Consider the following 13,299-nt stretch of genomic DNA (forward strand, 5'->3'; position numbering starts at 1 on the left):
GAAAGGCCATGGGCTGCACGGCCCGTAGCGCCAGCGTCGATGGCGCGAGAGGATCCGGATGGCTGGGGCGAACGACAAGACACGGTTTCTGCGCGAGGGCCTGTTCGCCAAATACGTCGTCTCCCTCGTCGGCCTCGTCGTGTTCGTGCTGGCCGTCAACGGCGCGATGGAGACCTGGATCTCCTATCGCGCCACCAAGACGCAGCTGACCGGCGGGCTGGAGGACAAGGCGCAGGGCGCCGCCCGGCGGATCGAACAGTCGATCTCCGAGCTGGAGCGCCAGATCAGCTGGGTGACGCGGGCGAGCCAGGACACGCTCGAGAAGCGCCGCGCCGACTACGCATCGCTCCTGCACCAGGTCTCGGTCGTCAACCAGCTGTTCCAGCTCAACGGCGAGGGCCGCGAGGTGCTGCGCGTCTCGCGGCAGTCGACCACGACCGGCGGCAATGCCGACCTCTCCCGCGACATGCGCTTCACCGACACCGTCGCGCGCGGCGTCAGCTACGCGCCGGCCTGGTTCTCCGACCGGACGCCGTTCATGTCGATCTCGGTGGCGCATTCCGGCTTCAACGCCGGCGTCACCGTCGCCGAGATCGACCTCAGCTTCCTCTCCGACTTCCTCTCCGACGCCCAGGTCGGCAAGGCCGCCTTCGCCTATGTGGTCGACCCGCGCGGCCGCGTGCTGGCGGCGTCCGCCAGAGGTCCCGATGTCGGCAAGGATTTGTCGAAGCTGCCGCAGGTGGCGGCCGCGATTTCGCCCGGCGGCGCGCCCGAGACGTCAGGCACCGACTTCAACGGTCATGCGGTGCTGACAGCTGCGAGCACCGTGCCGAAGCTCGGCTGGAACGTGATGTTCGAGCAGCCGACCACGCAGGCCCTGACGCCGATCCGCGACCAGCTGGTGCGCGTCGCGCTTCTGATCGGCATGGGCCTGATGGTCGCGATCCTCGCCGGCACGCTGCTGGCACGCCGCATGATCATCCCGATCACCGCATTGCGCGACGGCGCGCACAAGCTCGGCGAAGGCGATTTCAGCCACCGCATCGACGTGCACACCTCCGACGAGCTGGAAGACCTCGCCGGCCAGTTCAATCGCATGGCCACGCAGCTCCAGGAGACCTATTCGAACCTGGAGACCAAGGTCGAGGAGCGCACCCGCGATCTCGCGCAGTCGAACAACGAGCTCAAGGTGCTGGAAGAGGTCGGCCGTGCGGTCTCCTCCTCGCTCGATCTCAACGCCGTGCTGCCGACGATCGCCGCGCGCGCGATCGAGATCACCCATGCCGATGCAGTGCTGATCTACGGCTATGACGCCGAGGCGCGCCGCTTCAACCTGGTCGAGGCGGGCGGCATCGACAGATCGGCCGAGGGCGCCCATGTCACCATCGACGAGGGCGAGAACATCCTGAGCGATGCCGCCAGAAGCGGCGAGCCGATCGCGCTTGCCGATCTCGAGCATGCGGCCGGGCAGCCGCTGCGCGACGCCGCGATCGCGGCCGGCTTCCGCTCGGTGCTGGTGGTGCCGCTGGTCGACCAGCAGGGCACGCTCGGCGCGCTGGTGGTGCTGCGACGCGCCGGTGGCGAGTTCGCCGGCAGCCTCATCGGCCTGATGCGCACCTTCGCCAACCAGGCGGTGCTGGCGATGCGCAACGCGCAGCTGTTCACCGAGGTCGATCACAAGAGCCACGCGCTGGAGACGGCGAACGAGACCGTGCGCGCCCAGGCCGACAAGCTGCGTGTGCAGACCGAGCAGCTCAAGGACTGGAACAAGTCGCTGGAGGAGCGCGTCAGGACCCAACTCGGCGAGATCGAGCGCATCCGCAAGCTCGAGCGCTTCCTGGCGCCGCAGGTGGCGCAGCTGATCGCCTCCTCCGACAGCCCCGAGGGGCTGCTCACCAGCCAGCGCCGCGAGGTCACGGTCGTGTTCTGCGACCTGCGCGGCTTCACCGCGTTCACGGAAGCGACCGAGCCGGAAGAGGCGATGAACGTGCTGCGCGAGTACCACGCCGCGCTCGGCAAGCTGATCTTCAAATATGAGGGCACGCTCGACAAATATGCCGGCGACGGCGTGATGATCCTGTTCAACGCGCCGATCCAGTTCGAGGACCACACCCAGCGCGCGGTGAAGATGGCGGTGGAGATGCGCGACACCATCGGCCCGCTGACCGAGCGCTGGCGCAACCGCGGGCATAGCCTGGGGTTCGGCATCGGCATCGCGCTCGGCTATGCCACGCTCGGCCAGGTCGGCTTCGAGCAGCGGCTGGAATATGCCGCGATCGGCAGCGTCACCAACCTCGCCTCCCGCCTCTGCAGCGAGGCCAAACCCAATCAGATCGTGGCCAGTCGCCGCGTCTACGGCATGGTCGAGCCCTGGGTCGAGGCCCGCGCGCTCGACGATCTCCAGCTCAAGGGATTCAATCACCCGGTGCTGGCGATGGAGATTTTGAGCTGGCGCGAGGAAGTGGAGAATGTGGTGGATGCTGCTGCGGCGGCACGGCGGAGGATGTGAGCGCAAGTGGCTAACGCCATAGACACGCGCCTCACACTCCACCGTCATGCCCCGGCTTGACCGGGGCATCCAGTACGCCGCAGCCTATCGATCAATCACTGCAGTCTCTGGAATACTGGATCGCCCGATTAAATCGGGCGATGACACCTCAGAGTGCAGCGCAGCTTCTACGATTCATCGGCGACGCCCAACGAACCACATCTCCGCTCCCCGCGACTAACCATCGCCTCAACGGCGAGGCGGATTTCGTGGGAGAGACCTGTGGCGTTTGCCTTGCCTTCGCGCGCGTATGATTTGCAGATGCTGGACCGGCCCGCGGACCGTGCGCGCGACCAGGGCTGGGTTTATGGCCTGCCGCCGGGCATCTCGAGCGAGCAATGGCCGCTCGATCCCGTCACCGGCTATCCGCTGATGCACGGCTTCACGCTTCTGCTGCCGGAGGATTATCGCGTGCATGGCGAGGACATCGTCGCTGTCTCGTTCTTCGCCACCGCGCCCGATCATAATGACGGCGGCGCGCCTGATGATCCCGAGATCCGCGAGGCCGTGATGGCCCGGCCCTCGCATCCGCGGCTGTCGCGCATGACCGACATTCTCGACTACGAATATGCCGCGCTGCTGCTGACCAAAACCGAATACGACGGCGCGTTCGCGACGCCGCCGGCGCCGCTTGCGCTGGCGACAGCCGACCGGCCGCGCTGGTTGGATGTCGGCGGGGCCAGCGCCTTCTTCGAGGCTGCCGCGCCCTACGCGAAGAAGATGTTCGCCGGCGCACCGCGCGCCGATCTCACCGAGACCCGCGCGATCGGGTTGACGCCGCGCGCGAGCGATCCCAATGCCGGCAAGGGTCCGCAGGACGAGTACACGCGCGAAAACCCGCCGACCGGCTATCAGCCCTATTACTACTATGTCGGCGGCGTGCCGAGCCGCGACAATTTCCGCCTGCACGACTGGAGCAAGGACCACGCCCACAATCATCTCGGCGGCACCATGCGGCCGTGCCAGGCGGTGCCGGAGATGAGCCCGTTCTACATCGAGTTCGAGGAATATTTCGGCGGCTACAATTTCGGCGGCGGCAACGCGCAGCTCGACTTCAAGGACATGAAGTTCGACTGGGCGTGCGGCTGATCACGCCCCCCGCTTCGGCCCGATCGCCTCGAAGCCGGCCTTCTGCTCTTCGCTTAAGTCCGCCTCGAAATCGTCGAGCGCGTCGGTGACGCCGTTCACCGCCTGCAGCATCGTCGCCAGCCGTGCCTTCACGGCCGCAAGGCGGGCCAGCGGGGTCGCGGCGGCCTCCGCAGGGCAGGCGCTCAGCGTCTCCATGGTGCGCAGCGTGGTGTCCTGGAGCACCTCGAAGCGGGCGCGGGCGGTGTCGTCGAGGCGGAGCGTGGACGCAATGTCGTCCGCAGGCCATTGCTGCTGCACGAGCTGCTCATACTGGCGCTGCGCCTTTTCGTCGTAGCGGGGATCGTAGTCCGGCTGGCAAGCAGCAGTGGCCTGCGCGTCCTTGGGCTGGCGAGACGCCAGCGCAGCGCGACGATCATTGGCGAGAGCATTGAGCCTGGCTTTCTGGTCGTCGCTGAGGAGACCTGCAAACTTCGCGAGCGGCGCTTCGATCGCATCCGTCGCCTTGATCATGGCCGCGACGCGCTCGCGCATCAGGCCGAGACGCTCCGATGCGGTCGCGGGCGCCTGCGCCGGACAGGCGGCGCGGATGGTGTCGCGCGCTGCATTCCAGGCAGCAGTGAGCTCGTCGAGCGCCGCGCGCTGCAACTCGTTGGGTGCCACAGTCGCGGCGATGCGATCGACGGGCAGGCCGGCGGTGTCGCTGGCGTCGCAAATGCTCTCGACCGAGGGGACCTTTCGCGCGCGCCTGCCCTGCGGCACGGTGTAGGCGGCAAGCTCGCCTGCCGCATAGGGCGAGAACAGCGCGGCATAGATGTCGCCATAGCCGTAGAGCGAGATGCTGGTGGTATCGGCGAAGATGACCGCATTGGCGAGATCGTCATATGCGAACGGCCAGAACACCGGGCCGGCCCAGCCATAGCTGCCGTCGGGGTGGCGCCACCAGCCCTGCGGGCTGCGCCCACCGTGCCAGCCCGACAGCGCGGCTTGCGCCGTGAGTGCCGCGCGGATGATGTAAGGATTGGCCGGCTGGCCACGCTCGGCGCCGCGCGGATCGTAACGAGGATCTTGCGACCTCAACGCGGCGGAGCGGTAGCGGCCGCCCCGCACCGCCATGCGGGCGTGGCGCAATCGCGACAGGCCGATCACGTGACCGACGGCGAAACGGGCGACACCGAGCGGGCCGCCGCGCAATCCGAACTGTGCCTGCGCGCTATTCGGCAGTAGCACTCCCGCAATGACGAGAATCGCGCCGGCAAGCGCCAGTCCCATGCGTCCCGACCCGACCGCCGACTTGGCCACCGCCTGGCCCTCCTCCCGCACGACGCGCGCATTGCGTCTCACCCACAATGACGCGCAGGGGAACCAAATGTTCCGGAGGTGAACAGGGCAAAGCGCCGCGTCACTGCGTGTTCTTCGGCAACACGAATGTCTGGCCGGGGTAGATCAGGTTCGGATTGTGGATCTTGTCGCGGTTGGCGTTGAAGATCACCGCATAGCGGGAGCCGTCGCCATAGGCGCGCCGGCTGAGCGCCCACAGGCTGTCGCCGCGGGAGATCACCCGGCTGCCGCCCGCTTCAGTCGGTGCGGCGCTGAGGGCGTCGGCCGGCGAGGCCGATGCGACCGTCGTGCCCGCCGGCACGCGTGCCATGCTCCTCGGTTTCGGTGCCGCCATCATTCTGGGCCGAACCGCGGGCCCGTCAGGCGTTGACGCCAGGCGCGGTGCGGCCGACGGCAGCGACGCCACGACATCCGACTTGTCGTCCACCTTCTGGGCCTGCTTCGCAACCGGCACGGGACGCGCGGGCGGCGGCGCGATTTCCGCGATCGTCACCGGCATGGTCCGGCTGGACTGCGTGACGGTGCCATCGGGCGCCCTGGCGCGCAGCGTCAGCTCGTAGCTGCCGGCGGGCAGCTGCGGCGGCGTCATCACGAACTGGCCCGACGCATCGGCCGTGACCGAATGGAGCGGCTGGCCGTCGCGCAGCAGCTCGACCTTTGATCCCGGTGCGGCCTGGCCCGCGATCACCGCCGCCTCGCCGTGATCGTCGACGCGGGCGACGTCGAACCTCGGCCCGGCGTCGGTCGCGGCCGCCGGCGGCTTGACCGGCGCGAGATCGGCGAGCGCGGCCGTGACCTGCTTCTGGGCCTCGGCGACCGGCTTCGGCGCGGCGGCCGGCGCCGGCTGTGCGGCGGCGAGCTTCGGCTCTTCGGATTTCGGCTCTGCCTTGGTTGCAGCTTTGGGCTCGACCTTGGGCTCAGGCTTGGACTCAGCCTTGGTGTCGGGCTTGGCGTCGGGCTTGGCGACGACAGCGATCTCGGTGCCCGCTCCGCCCGGCAACAGGCGGCGCAGCTCGGCGGAACCGATCACGAGAACGGTGCCAACCACCGCGAGCAGGCAGAACGCAATGAGGGCCTTGGTTGCGGTCATCATCGGAAGTCGAACCCTTGTTGGCAAATCAGCCGATGACCGTAGCCTGCGCCGATTTGGTTACGGCAGCAAGTCGCTCGAAGGGATGATCGACCATCGTTTCCAGCCGCCGCGGATGAACCGGCGCGGCCCTTACCGAGTCAAATCAGCGAGGCCGCACCGCGGCTATTTTTTAAGGATTTTCCCGTGACCGCATTCATCCGCCCGGCCCGATGGCTGGCGCTCGCCTTGACGCTTTCCGCCGCCCCCGCGCTCGCCGCCTCCGGCCCGCCGCCGGGCTACATCCTCACCGACAATGCCGATCTCGCCTTCACCTCGCCCGACGGCGCCACCAGGCTCGAGCAGTACATGAAGGACAGCGAAGACCTTTTCGAGGTCAAATGGCAGGTCTGGGCGCGGCGCGGCGATCAGATGACGGAGCTCAAGCCCGAGCAGGGCTATGGCGCCGGCTTCCGCTTCACCAGCGACTCGCAATGGCTGGTGCGGATGCAGAAGACCGGCTCGGGCTCGCAGGATCTTTTTCTCTACCATTTCGAGCACGGCGCCTTCGTCAATGCGACGAAGAAATCGCTCAGCGATCTCGCCTGGGCCTATTTCCACAGCCGGCCCGACACGAAGAGGATGAAGCTCGACTACCACATCTCGGCCAATCTCGTGAAAGGCACGGAAGGCGGCTATCGCTGGCTCGGCGTCGACTGGCCCAACAACCGCTACCTGCTGATCTCGCTGTCGGGCGAGATGGACAAGCATCCGAAGAACGTCGCGGTGAAGGGACTGGCCAACTGGCGCTGCCGCTACGACCTCAAGACCGGAACCTTCGACGTGCCCAAGATGTTCGCCAAGCAGAACGCGGAAGCGCTGGAGTGGGAGATCAGGCGGTGAGGCGTTTGTAGGGTGGGTTAGCTGGCGGCTGCGCAAAGCTCAGTCCGCTGGCGTAAGCCACCACTGTTCGCGTCCGCGGAAACGGAAGTGGTGGATTACGCTCCGCTAATCCACCCCACGGACTGCGCGATGGAACCAACCCACTGATTCCACTCCGATTCATATTTTCCTAACCCTTTGTGGTAACGGGGTCTTGTCGGTTTTGCTGCATCTTGCATCCCACGGGAGGGCTGGATGGGCACATCGATTCGATGGACCGCGCGGATGCGCGCGCTGCTGCGCCGCTGGCGCGGCGCGCCGCTGACATGGCTGATCGCCGGCGGCTTCGTGCTGATGCTTGCGACCGCCATCGGCACCGCGCTCACCGTCGACCGCTTCCGGCAGAACGCGATCGAGAGCGGCCGCGACAGCCTTGAAAGCGCAGTACGGCTGCTCACCCGGCATTACGACCGCGAGTTCGCGGATTTCGCGGTGTTCCAGAAAAGCGTCATCGCCGAGCTCGAAAGCCATGGCATCGAGTCCGCCGACCTGTTCCGCAGCCAGATGAGCACGCTCGCCATGCACGAGGCGCTGCGCGCAAAGGCGAGCGGCTGGTCCGACGTCGCCGGCGCCAATGTGTTCGATTCCGAGGGCCTGCTGATCAATTCGTCGCGGCGCTGGCCTGTCGCCGACGTCTCGGTCGCCGACCGCGGCTATTTCAAGCGGCTCAAGAACGATCCGATTGCGCAGGAAGAGATCGAGGTCGTTCCCGGCCGACTCGGCAACGGCCCCGCCATCGTGTTCGCCCGACGTGTCTCCGGGCCACACGGCGAGTTCCTCGGCATCGTCTCGCGTGCGATCGCACCGGGGCAGATCGAATCCTTCTTCGCCTCTGCGGGGCTCGGCGAAGATTCCTCGATCGCGATGCATCACCAGAACGGCCAGCTGCTCGCGCGCATCCCGCACGCCGATGCCATGATCGGGCAGAATTTTCGCCAGGGCACGCCGGAGCAGATGGCGGTGTTCGAGCGCACCTTCGTCACGACCCAGCTCGCGAGCCCGATCGACGGCAAGGACCGCATCGTCGCCTCGCGCCTCCTGACCGGCGAACCGCTGGTCGTGGTCGCGACCAGATCGCTGGACGCGACGCTCGTCACCTGGCGCACGCAAACGAAATTCTTCGTCGCCGTCGCCGTGCTGTCGATCGGCCTGCTGGTGCTGACGCTGTTCCTGATCTTCCGCCAGATGACGCGCCGGCTCTCGCTCGAGAAGCAGCGGCTCGACACCGCGATGAACACAATGACGCAGGGCCTCTTGATGTTCGATCAGGACCAGCGTCTGATCGTATGTAACCGGCGCTACATCGAGATGTACCGCCTGTCCGCCGACGTCGTGAAGCCCGGCGCCTATTTCCGCGACGTGATCCAGCATCGCCACGACACCGGCTCCTTCGACGGCGACGTCGATGCCTATTGCGACGGTATCCTGGCCAGCGTCGAGCAGACGCACAGTGCGATCGTGGAGACGGGTGACGGCCGCCTGATCGAGATCAAGAACCAGCCCGGTGCCGCCGGCGGCTGGCTCGCCACCCATGACGACGTCACCGAGCGCATCCGCGCCGCCGAACGCATCGCGCATATGGCGCATTACGACGCGCTGACCGACTTGCCCAACCGCGTGCTGATGCGCAGCCATCTGGAACGCCGCGTCGCCGAGCTTGCCCAAGGCAAGCCGTTCGCGATCCTCTATATCGACGTCGACGAGTTCAAGGGCGTCAACGATTCGCTGGGACACGAGGTCGGCGACGAGCTGCTGCGCCAGGTCGCGAACCGCCTGCGCGCCTGCGTCAGCGGCAACGACCTCGTCGCGCGGCTCGGCGGCGACGAATTCGCCATCGTCAAGGCCGGCACCTGTGATCAAGCCGAGCTGACCGCGCTGGCGGATACGATCCTCAAGACGCTGCGTGTGCCGGTGAACTGCAAGGGCCAGGAGATTCCGACCGATGCCAGCATCGGCATCGCGATCGCGCCGGACCACGGCGACAATCTCGAAGACCTGCTCAAGCGCGCCGATCTCGCGATGTACGCCGCGAAGTCGGAAGGCCGCGGCACCTTCCGCGTCTTCGTGAGCGAATACGACGCCAAGGCGCGGCAGCGCCGCCAGCTCGAGCTCGATCTACGCCAGGCGCTCGCGCGCGGCGAGTTCGAGGTGCACTATCAGCCGCTGGTCGATCTCGCCGCCAACGTCGTCACCGGCTGCGAGGCGCTTTTGCGCTGGCGCCATCCCGAGCGCGGCATGGTCTCGCCTGCGGATTTCATCCCGGTCGCGGAGGACACCGGCCAGATCGGCGAGATCGGCGAATGGGTGCTGAAGCAGGCCTGCCTCGAGGCCGCAAGCTGGCCCGGCAATATCCACATCGCGGTCAACGTCTCGCCGGTGCAGTTCCGGTCGCGGTCACTGGCACTCAAGGTCGCCGCTGCGCTTGCGGAATCAGGGCTGGCGCCCGGCCGGCTCGAGCTCGAGATCACGGAGACCGTGCTGATCCGCGACGACGAGGAGGCGCTGACGATCCTGCAGCAACTGCGCGAGCTCGGCGTGCGCATCGCGCTCGACGATTTCGGCACCGGCTATTCGTCGCTGAGCTATCTGCACCGCTTCCCGTTCGACAAGATCAAGATCGACCGCAGCTTCATCAGCGACATCGGCCAGTCGGAAGATTCGTCTCCGATCGTGCAGGCCGTGGTGCACATGGCCGCCGCCCGCCACATGGCGACGACGGCGGAAGGCGTCGAAACCGAGGCCCAGCGCGAGGTGCTGCGGCAGCTCGGATGCAGCCAGATGCAGGGCTGGCTGTTCAGCCCGGCGGTGCCGGCGGCGAAGCTGAAGCAGCTGCTGTCGGCGCAGGCGGCCGCAGCCTAGATCAGCCATGTCGTTCGGGCACTACAAGATCTCGAATAAAATCCTGTAGCGCCTGAAGCGATCGGCCAGCCCCGGCCCGACATGGCACCGAGCAAACACACCGGAGAGCGCGGCGCGTCAGCATTCCTCGGTTACCCCCTTGCGCACTGTTACATGCAAAGCTCCTCGAGAGCCACAACTCGAAGTCACGAGACAGGTCAAGGCCCTTGATCTTGGTCAATGTCGGCCTCAACCGGCGGGCCTTCTTATGCAAAGGGGGACGACAAGCATAGGAGGAGAACGATGAAGCAGACAGCTTTCAGAAATTTTGCAATTGCAACTTCGACTATCGCTTTTGCTGCACTGTTCACCGTCGACTGGTCTGAGCAGCGCGGGCTTTCGCTCTCAGTTGAGAGTGCCCAGGCGAGGCGACTCTATGTCAGCCCGTATCCCTATAATCAATACATACCCGATCAGACCGGTCTCCCCTGGTACGCAGTGCGGGCCTACTACGCTGGCGGCCCCTGGTGTGGCGTCGGCGGCAGGACCGGGTACGGCACGGCCGTTGGGGTCTTTGGACGCGCTTCCTATACCTGCTACGACGGTTGGGATAGCTATGCGAAGCTCAACGGTATTGGCTGCACGCCCGGCACATTGATCAAGGGCGGTGACGGAATCATGTACGTCTGCCAGTAAGCGCGCGAACCACAAGGAGAGGCGGCGCAATCGCCGCCTCTTTCATTTTGAAAGCGCCGTCCATTCTCGGCCTCACGGGCTCGGTTGGCTCGATCCGCACCGTCGAATAAAACTCGTTGGTAGCGTCAAAGTCTCTGCCTTATCCGAGCCCGCAAGCCCCCTCGTCCATCTTTGATCTAGCGCAATCCTACCCCGGCGGGGAGGCAGCATCTTTTCAGCATGGGGCAAGCCAGTCATGGAGCAAGTTCATGAGACAATTGCATCTGACAAAACTTGCAATCGCGAGCTCAACTGTCGCATGCGCGGCGCTGTTCTCGTTCAGCTGGTCTGAACAACGCGGCATCTCTTTGTCAGTGGAGAGTGCCCAAGCACGGGTCGGCCGGCCGCTGACCCCAATGAGCGTCGCAGGTGTTGCTCGCCGGCAAGACCGCCGAGCTGCGTACGGGTATCGAGCCGGAGTCGTCGGCGCTGGCGTCGCCGGCGCGGCCGCCGTGGGCACGGCTGCTGCCGTGGCGGCCACATCCCCCAACTGGGGATGGGGAACCGGCCCTTACACAGGCGCCGGCAACTATGGAGTTACGGGCGTCAGTCCCTACAGAGGTGGGCCTTCCTCCTATGGTGGAGGCTTGGCAGCCAATGCCTACTATGGTGGAGGCTTGGGAGCTAATGCCTACTATCCCACAGCCAGCGACAGTACTGGCTGGTACATAACGCCCACCGGCATGGCCTGCACATCGGGGGCTTTGATCACAGGCGCCAACGGCATGCCGTTCCGCTGCCCGTAAGACACAGACGAAATTGGGTACAGCGGACATGGACTTCGGCCCGCAGGGGATCAGCGACGTTATGACACTCTGATCTAAGGGGTCGCGCAAACAAGTGATTATGCGCAAAGCAACGGAATTGGTTGCACGCCCGGCATGCTGATCAAGGGCAACGAAACACGCAGCGACCAGGAGGCGGTCCACACGGCCGCCTCCAGATCAAACTCTTTCTGCTCCTGCATGCGGACTGATGCTGCCTTCGAAGGGCGCCAACCTTGCTCGGCATGATTTCAAGAGGAGCGTGACGATGATCAGGTTATTTGCTGTTGCCGGTTTTGCGCTGGCCATCGCGACATCGACGCAGGCAATGCCACTCGCGCCGATTCAGTCGGACGACCTCATCACGCAGCAACGACGCTGATGCACTCGCACGTGCAATAAACGAAAGCTGCTTTCGTCTGTTCAACCGCTCGCCTCGAACGCGGCCTCTCGCGCCTTTGGCTATGCGCTTCCGGCGAGACTGACGATGTGAACACTGACGCTGCCTCGCGTTGCCGCCACGTTGGTCGGCTACAGCACTTTGAATGCGGCCTGGGGATGTCGACCTTGGCAAAGGAGACATCCCCAGGCTTAAAGTTGATTAGCCGCGCAGGTTCAGACCATCACGCGGCTTGTATGAATCAACATCCCGTTTCAGTCCTCGTCCTCTGCCTGCGCACGACGTCGTTCCACGACATCGCTCATGTCGTGGAGCACAAGGACCGCGAGGGCCCCCATGCGCTGCCTCTGTTCGGGATTGAGGGTCTTGTAGAGTGGCTGCCACGCCTCGGCGAGCTTATCCAAATCGGCTGAGCGTTGAGCCAATGCCTCCGAGCGTCGTTGCAGGAAGGCGATGGGGTCACGATTTCGCATCGTTTCGACGGCATTTTGGTCGGCCCGTCTACCCACTGTTTCCGAGATTTTTGCAACACGGGCCCTCCGATCTTCCGCTCTGGCACGAATGGCGCTCTCGACGGGCGGCCAGAGCTTTTCCTGGTCAGGTGTCAGCTGCAATGCGGCCTTGGTCAAATCGATCCGCATGTCCACCAGTGTATTCCGGTCCACCGCGTTGAGCCGTTCCGGCGTCGCAGGGGAGGACGGAGCTTGCGCGCTGGCGATCGACGGCGCGGCAAGAAGGAGTGCAGCTGTTCCGATCACTACTATTTTCATCATCGGCAACCTCCTAGGTGAGCAGCCCCCAGGCACCACGCTAACAATGGTCGGCAGGGCGATGTCATATTGATTCAAATCAAAGGACTTGGAGAAGGAATTGTGGCGCGCGGGCTGAGCAAGACGTGCGGCATGTCCATTCTTGCGCCGCCATTCTCCACCTGTAATTGCGCGACGACGACCGGCTCCTTTCCGCAAAATAGGATCAAACGCTGCGGATCGTAGTTATCGCTCCGCCGAGCTGGCCGGAACCGTGACCGGCGAGCGTCAGCCAGCATCACGTCACACGCAACGCAGGCGATTGGCGCCTGCGTTCTTGCGCGCGTGCGCGGATCGAGCGAGGCGAGATGGCGATCGTGACCTTCAGGATGATTCCTCTTCTGGCGGCTGTCGCCATGATCGGCCTGTCCGCACAGGCCCGCGACGACGGTCGCTACGCGAACTCGCCGCTCAAGGGCTGGTTCGAAAGCCTGCACAGCAAGGCTGGAGGTCCGTGCTGCGCCGACGCCGACGGCACCGCACTGGATGACGTCGACTGGGACACGCAGGATGGACACTACCGTGTGCGCCTTCTTGGCGAGTGGATCACCGTGCCGGATGACGCCGTGATCAAGGAGCCGAACCGCGCCGGCCGCACCTTCGTCTGGCCCTATTACGTCAACGGCCGCGCCATGATCCGCTGTTTCATCCCGGGCAGCATGACGTGAGATCCGGACGCGCGAGCCGCGGGCCATTCGTGGCGTTCATGGTGCACCGACGATTGCGGTGAGGTGACCTCACGATAAATCCACGCTAGCCTCCTCGTG

Annotated in this window: 10 protein-coding genes; 7 read left to right on the plus strand and 3 right to left on the minus strand. The window is 65.3% G+C overall.

Features of this window, described 5'->3' with window-relative positions; translation table 11 throughout:
* Nucleotides 1-58: 58 nt before the first annotated feature.
* Both XH79_RS04465 and XH79_RS04470 read left to right on the plus strand, forming a co-directional pair.
* On the plus strand, nucleotides 59-2,509 hold the full coding sequence (locus tag XH79_RS04465; RefSeq protein WP_271580840.1) for an adenylate/guanylate cyclase domain-containing protein: 2,451 nt from the start codon (nucleotides 59-61) through the stop codon (nucleotides 2,507-2,509).
* Nucleotides 2,510-2,770: 261 nt separating this feature from the next.
* Nucleotides 2,771-3,637 (plus strand): hypothetical protein, encoded by an 867-nt coding sequence (locus tag XH79_RS04470; protein ID WP_333938789.1) that lies wholly within the window; start codon nucleotides 2,771-2,773, stop codon nucleotides 3,635-3,637.
* Here XH79_RS04470 and XH79_RS04475 read toward each other — a convergent pair whose 3' ends face one another.
* Together XH79_RS04475 and XH79_RS04480 are read right to left on the minus strand one after the other, a co-directional pair.
* Entirely contained in the window at nucleotides 3,638-4,906 is a 1,269-nt protein-coding gene (locus XH79_RS04475) for a Spy/CpxP family protein refolding chaperone (protein ID WP_271580873.1), read from the minus strand.
* Nucleotides 4,907-5,036: 130 nt separating this feature from the next.
* Complete coding sequence (locus XH79_RS04480) at nucleotides 5,037-6,068, minus strand: LysM peptidoglycan-binding domain-containing protein (protein ID WP_271580842.1); 1,032 nt, start codon at nucleotides 6,066-6,068, stop codon at nucleotides 5,037-5,039.
* A 183-nt stretch (nucleotides 6,069-6,251) separates the two neighbouring features.
* Between XH79_RS04480 and XH79_RS04485 the strand changes: the two genes are divergently transcribed.
* The 4 genes from XH79_RS04485 (at nucleotide 6,252) to XH79_RS04500 (ending at nucleotide 11,705) form a co-directional block, all read left to right on the plus strand.
* The gene (locus tag XH79_RS04485; protein ID WP_271580843.1) at nucleotides 6,252-6,947 is read left to right on the plus strand and encodes a hypothetical protein; all 696 of its coding nucleotides are present in this window, start codon (nucleotides 6,252-6,254) and stop codon (nucleotides 6,945-6,947) included.
* 234 nt (nucleotides 6,948-7,181) lie between these two features.
* Nucleotides 7,182-9,845, plus strand: coding sequence for a bifunctional diguanylate cyclase/phosphodiesterase (locus tag XH79_RS04490; protein WP_271580844.1), 2,664 nt, complete (start codon nucleotides 7,182-7,184; stop codon nucleotides 9,843-9,845).
* A gap of 282 nt (nucleotides 9,846-10,127) precedes the next feature.
* Nucleotides 10,128-10,520 (plus strand): hypothetical protein, encoded by a 393-nt coding sequence (locus XH79_RS04495; RefSeq protein ID WP_271580845.1) that lies wholly within the window; start codon nucleotides 10,128-10,130, stop codon nucleotides 10,518-10,520.
* Nucleotides 10,521-11,534: 1,014 nt separating this feature from the next.
* Entirely contained in the window at nucleotides 11,535-11,705 is a 171-nt protein-coding gene (locus XH79_RS04500) for a hypothetical protein (protein ID WP_271580846.1), read from the plus strand.
* Nucleotides 11,706-11,977: 272 nt separating this feature from the next.
* Here the strand turns inward: XH79_RS04500 and XH79_RS04505 are convergent, their stop codons facing one another.
* Nucleotides 11,978-12,496, minus strand: coding sequence for a Spy/CpxP family protein refolding chaperone (locus XH79_RS04505; RefSeq protein WP_271580847.1), 519 nt, complete (start codon nucleotides 12,494-12,496; stop codon nucleotides 11,978-11,980).
* Nucleotides 12,497-12,840: 344 nt separating this feature from the next.
* Here XH79_RS04505 and XH79_RS04510 point away from each other — a divergent pair, with 344 nt between their 5' ends.
* Nucleotides 12,841-13,200 carry a hypothetical protein gene (locus XH79_RS04510; RefSeq protein WP_212347192.1) on the plus strand — a complete coding sequence of 120 codons (360 nt, stop codon included), beginning with the start codon at nucleotides 12,841-12,843 and terminating at the stop codon, nucleotides 13,198-13,200.
* Nucleotides 13,201-13,299 lie beyond the last annotated feature (99 nt).

Source organism: Bradyrhizobium sp. CCBAU 45389 (assembly GCF_028128625.1).
GTDB classification, from domain to species: Bacteria; Pseudomonadota; Alphaproteobacteria; order Rhizobiales; family Xanthobacteraceae; genus Bradyrhizobium; species Bradyrhizobium liaoningense_B.

What these genes read in the sequence shown, in the direction of transcription:
- XH79_RS04465 (WP_271580840.1), top strand. Translation starts at nt 59, where the DNA reads ATGGCTGGGGCGAACGACAAGACACGGTTTCTGCGCGAGGGCCTGTTC.
- XH79_RS04475 (WP_271580873.1), bottom strand. Translation starts at nt 4,906, where the DNA reads ATGGGACTGGCGCTTGCCGGCGCGATTCTCGTCATTGCGGGAGTGCTA.
- XH79_RS04480 (WP_271580842.1), bottom strand. Translation starts at nt 6,068, where the DNA reads ATGATGACCGCAACCAAGGCCCTCATTGCGTTCTGCCTGCTCGCGGTG.
- XH79_RS04490 (WP_271580844.1), top strand. Translation starts at nt 7,182, where the DNA reads ATGGGCACATCGATTCGATGGACCGCGCGGATGCGCGCGCTGCTGCGC.
- XH79_RS04495 (WP_271580845.1), top strand. Translation starts at nt 10,128, where the DNA reads ATGAAGCAGACAGCTTTCAGAAATTTTGCAATTGCAACTTCGACTATC.
- XH79_RS04500 (WP_271580846.1), top strand. Translation starts at nt 11,535, where the DNA reads ATGCTGCCTTCGAAGGGCGCCAACCTTGCTCGGCATGATTTCAAGAGG.
- XH79_RS04505 (WP_271580847.1), bottom strand. Translation starts at nt 12,496, where the DNA reads ATGATGAAAATAGTAGTGATCGGAACAGCTGCACTCCTTCTTGCCGCG.
- XH79_RS04510 (WP_212347192.1), top strand. Translation starts at nt 12,841, where the DNA reads ATGGCGATCGTGACCTTCAGGATGATTCCTCTTCTGGCGGCTGTCGCC.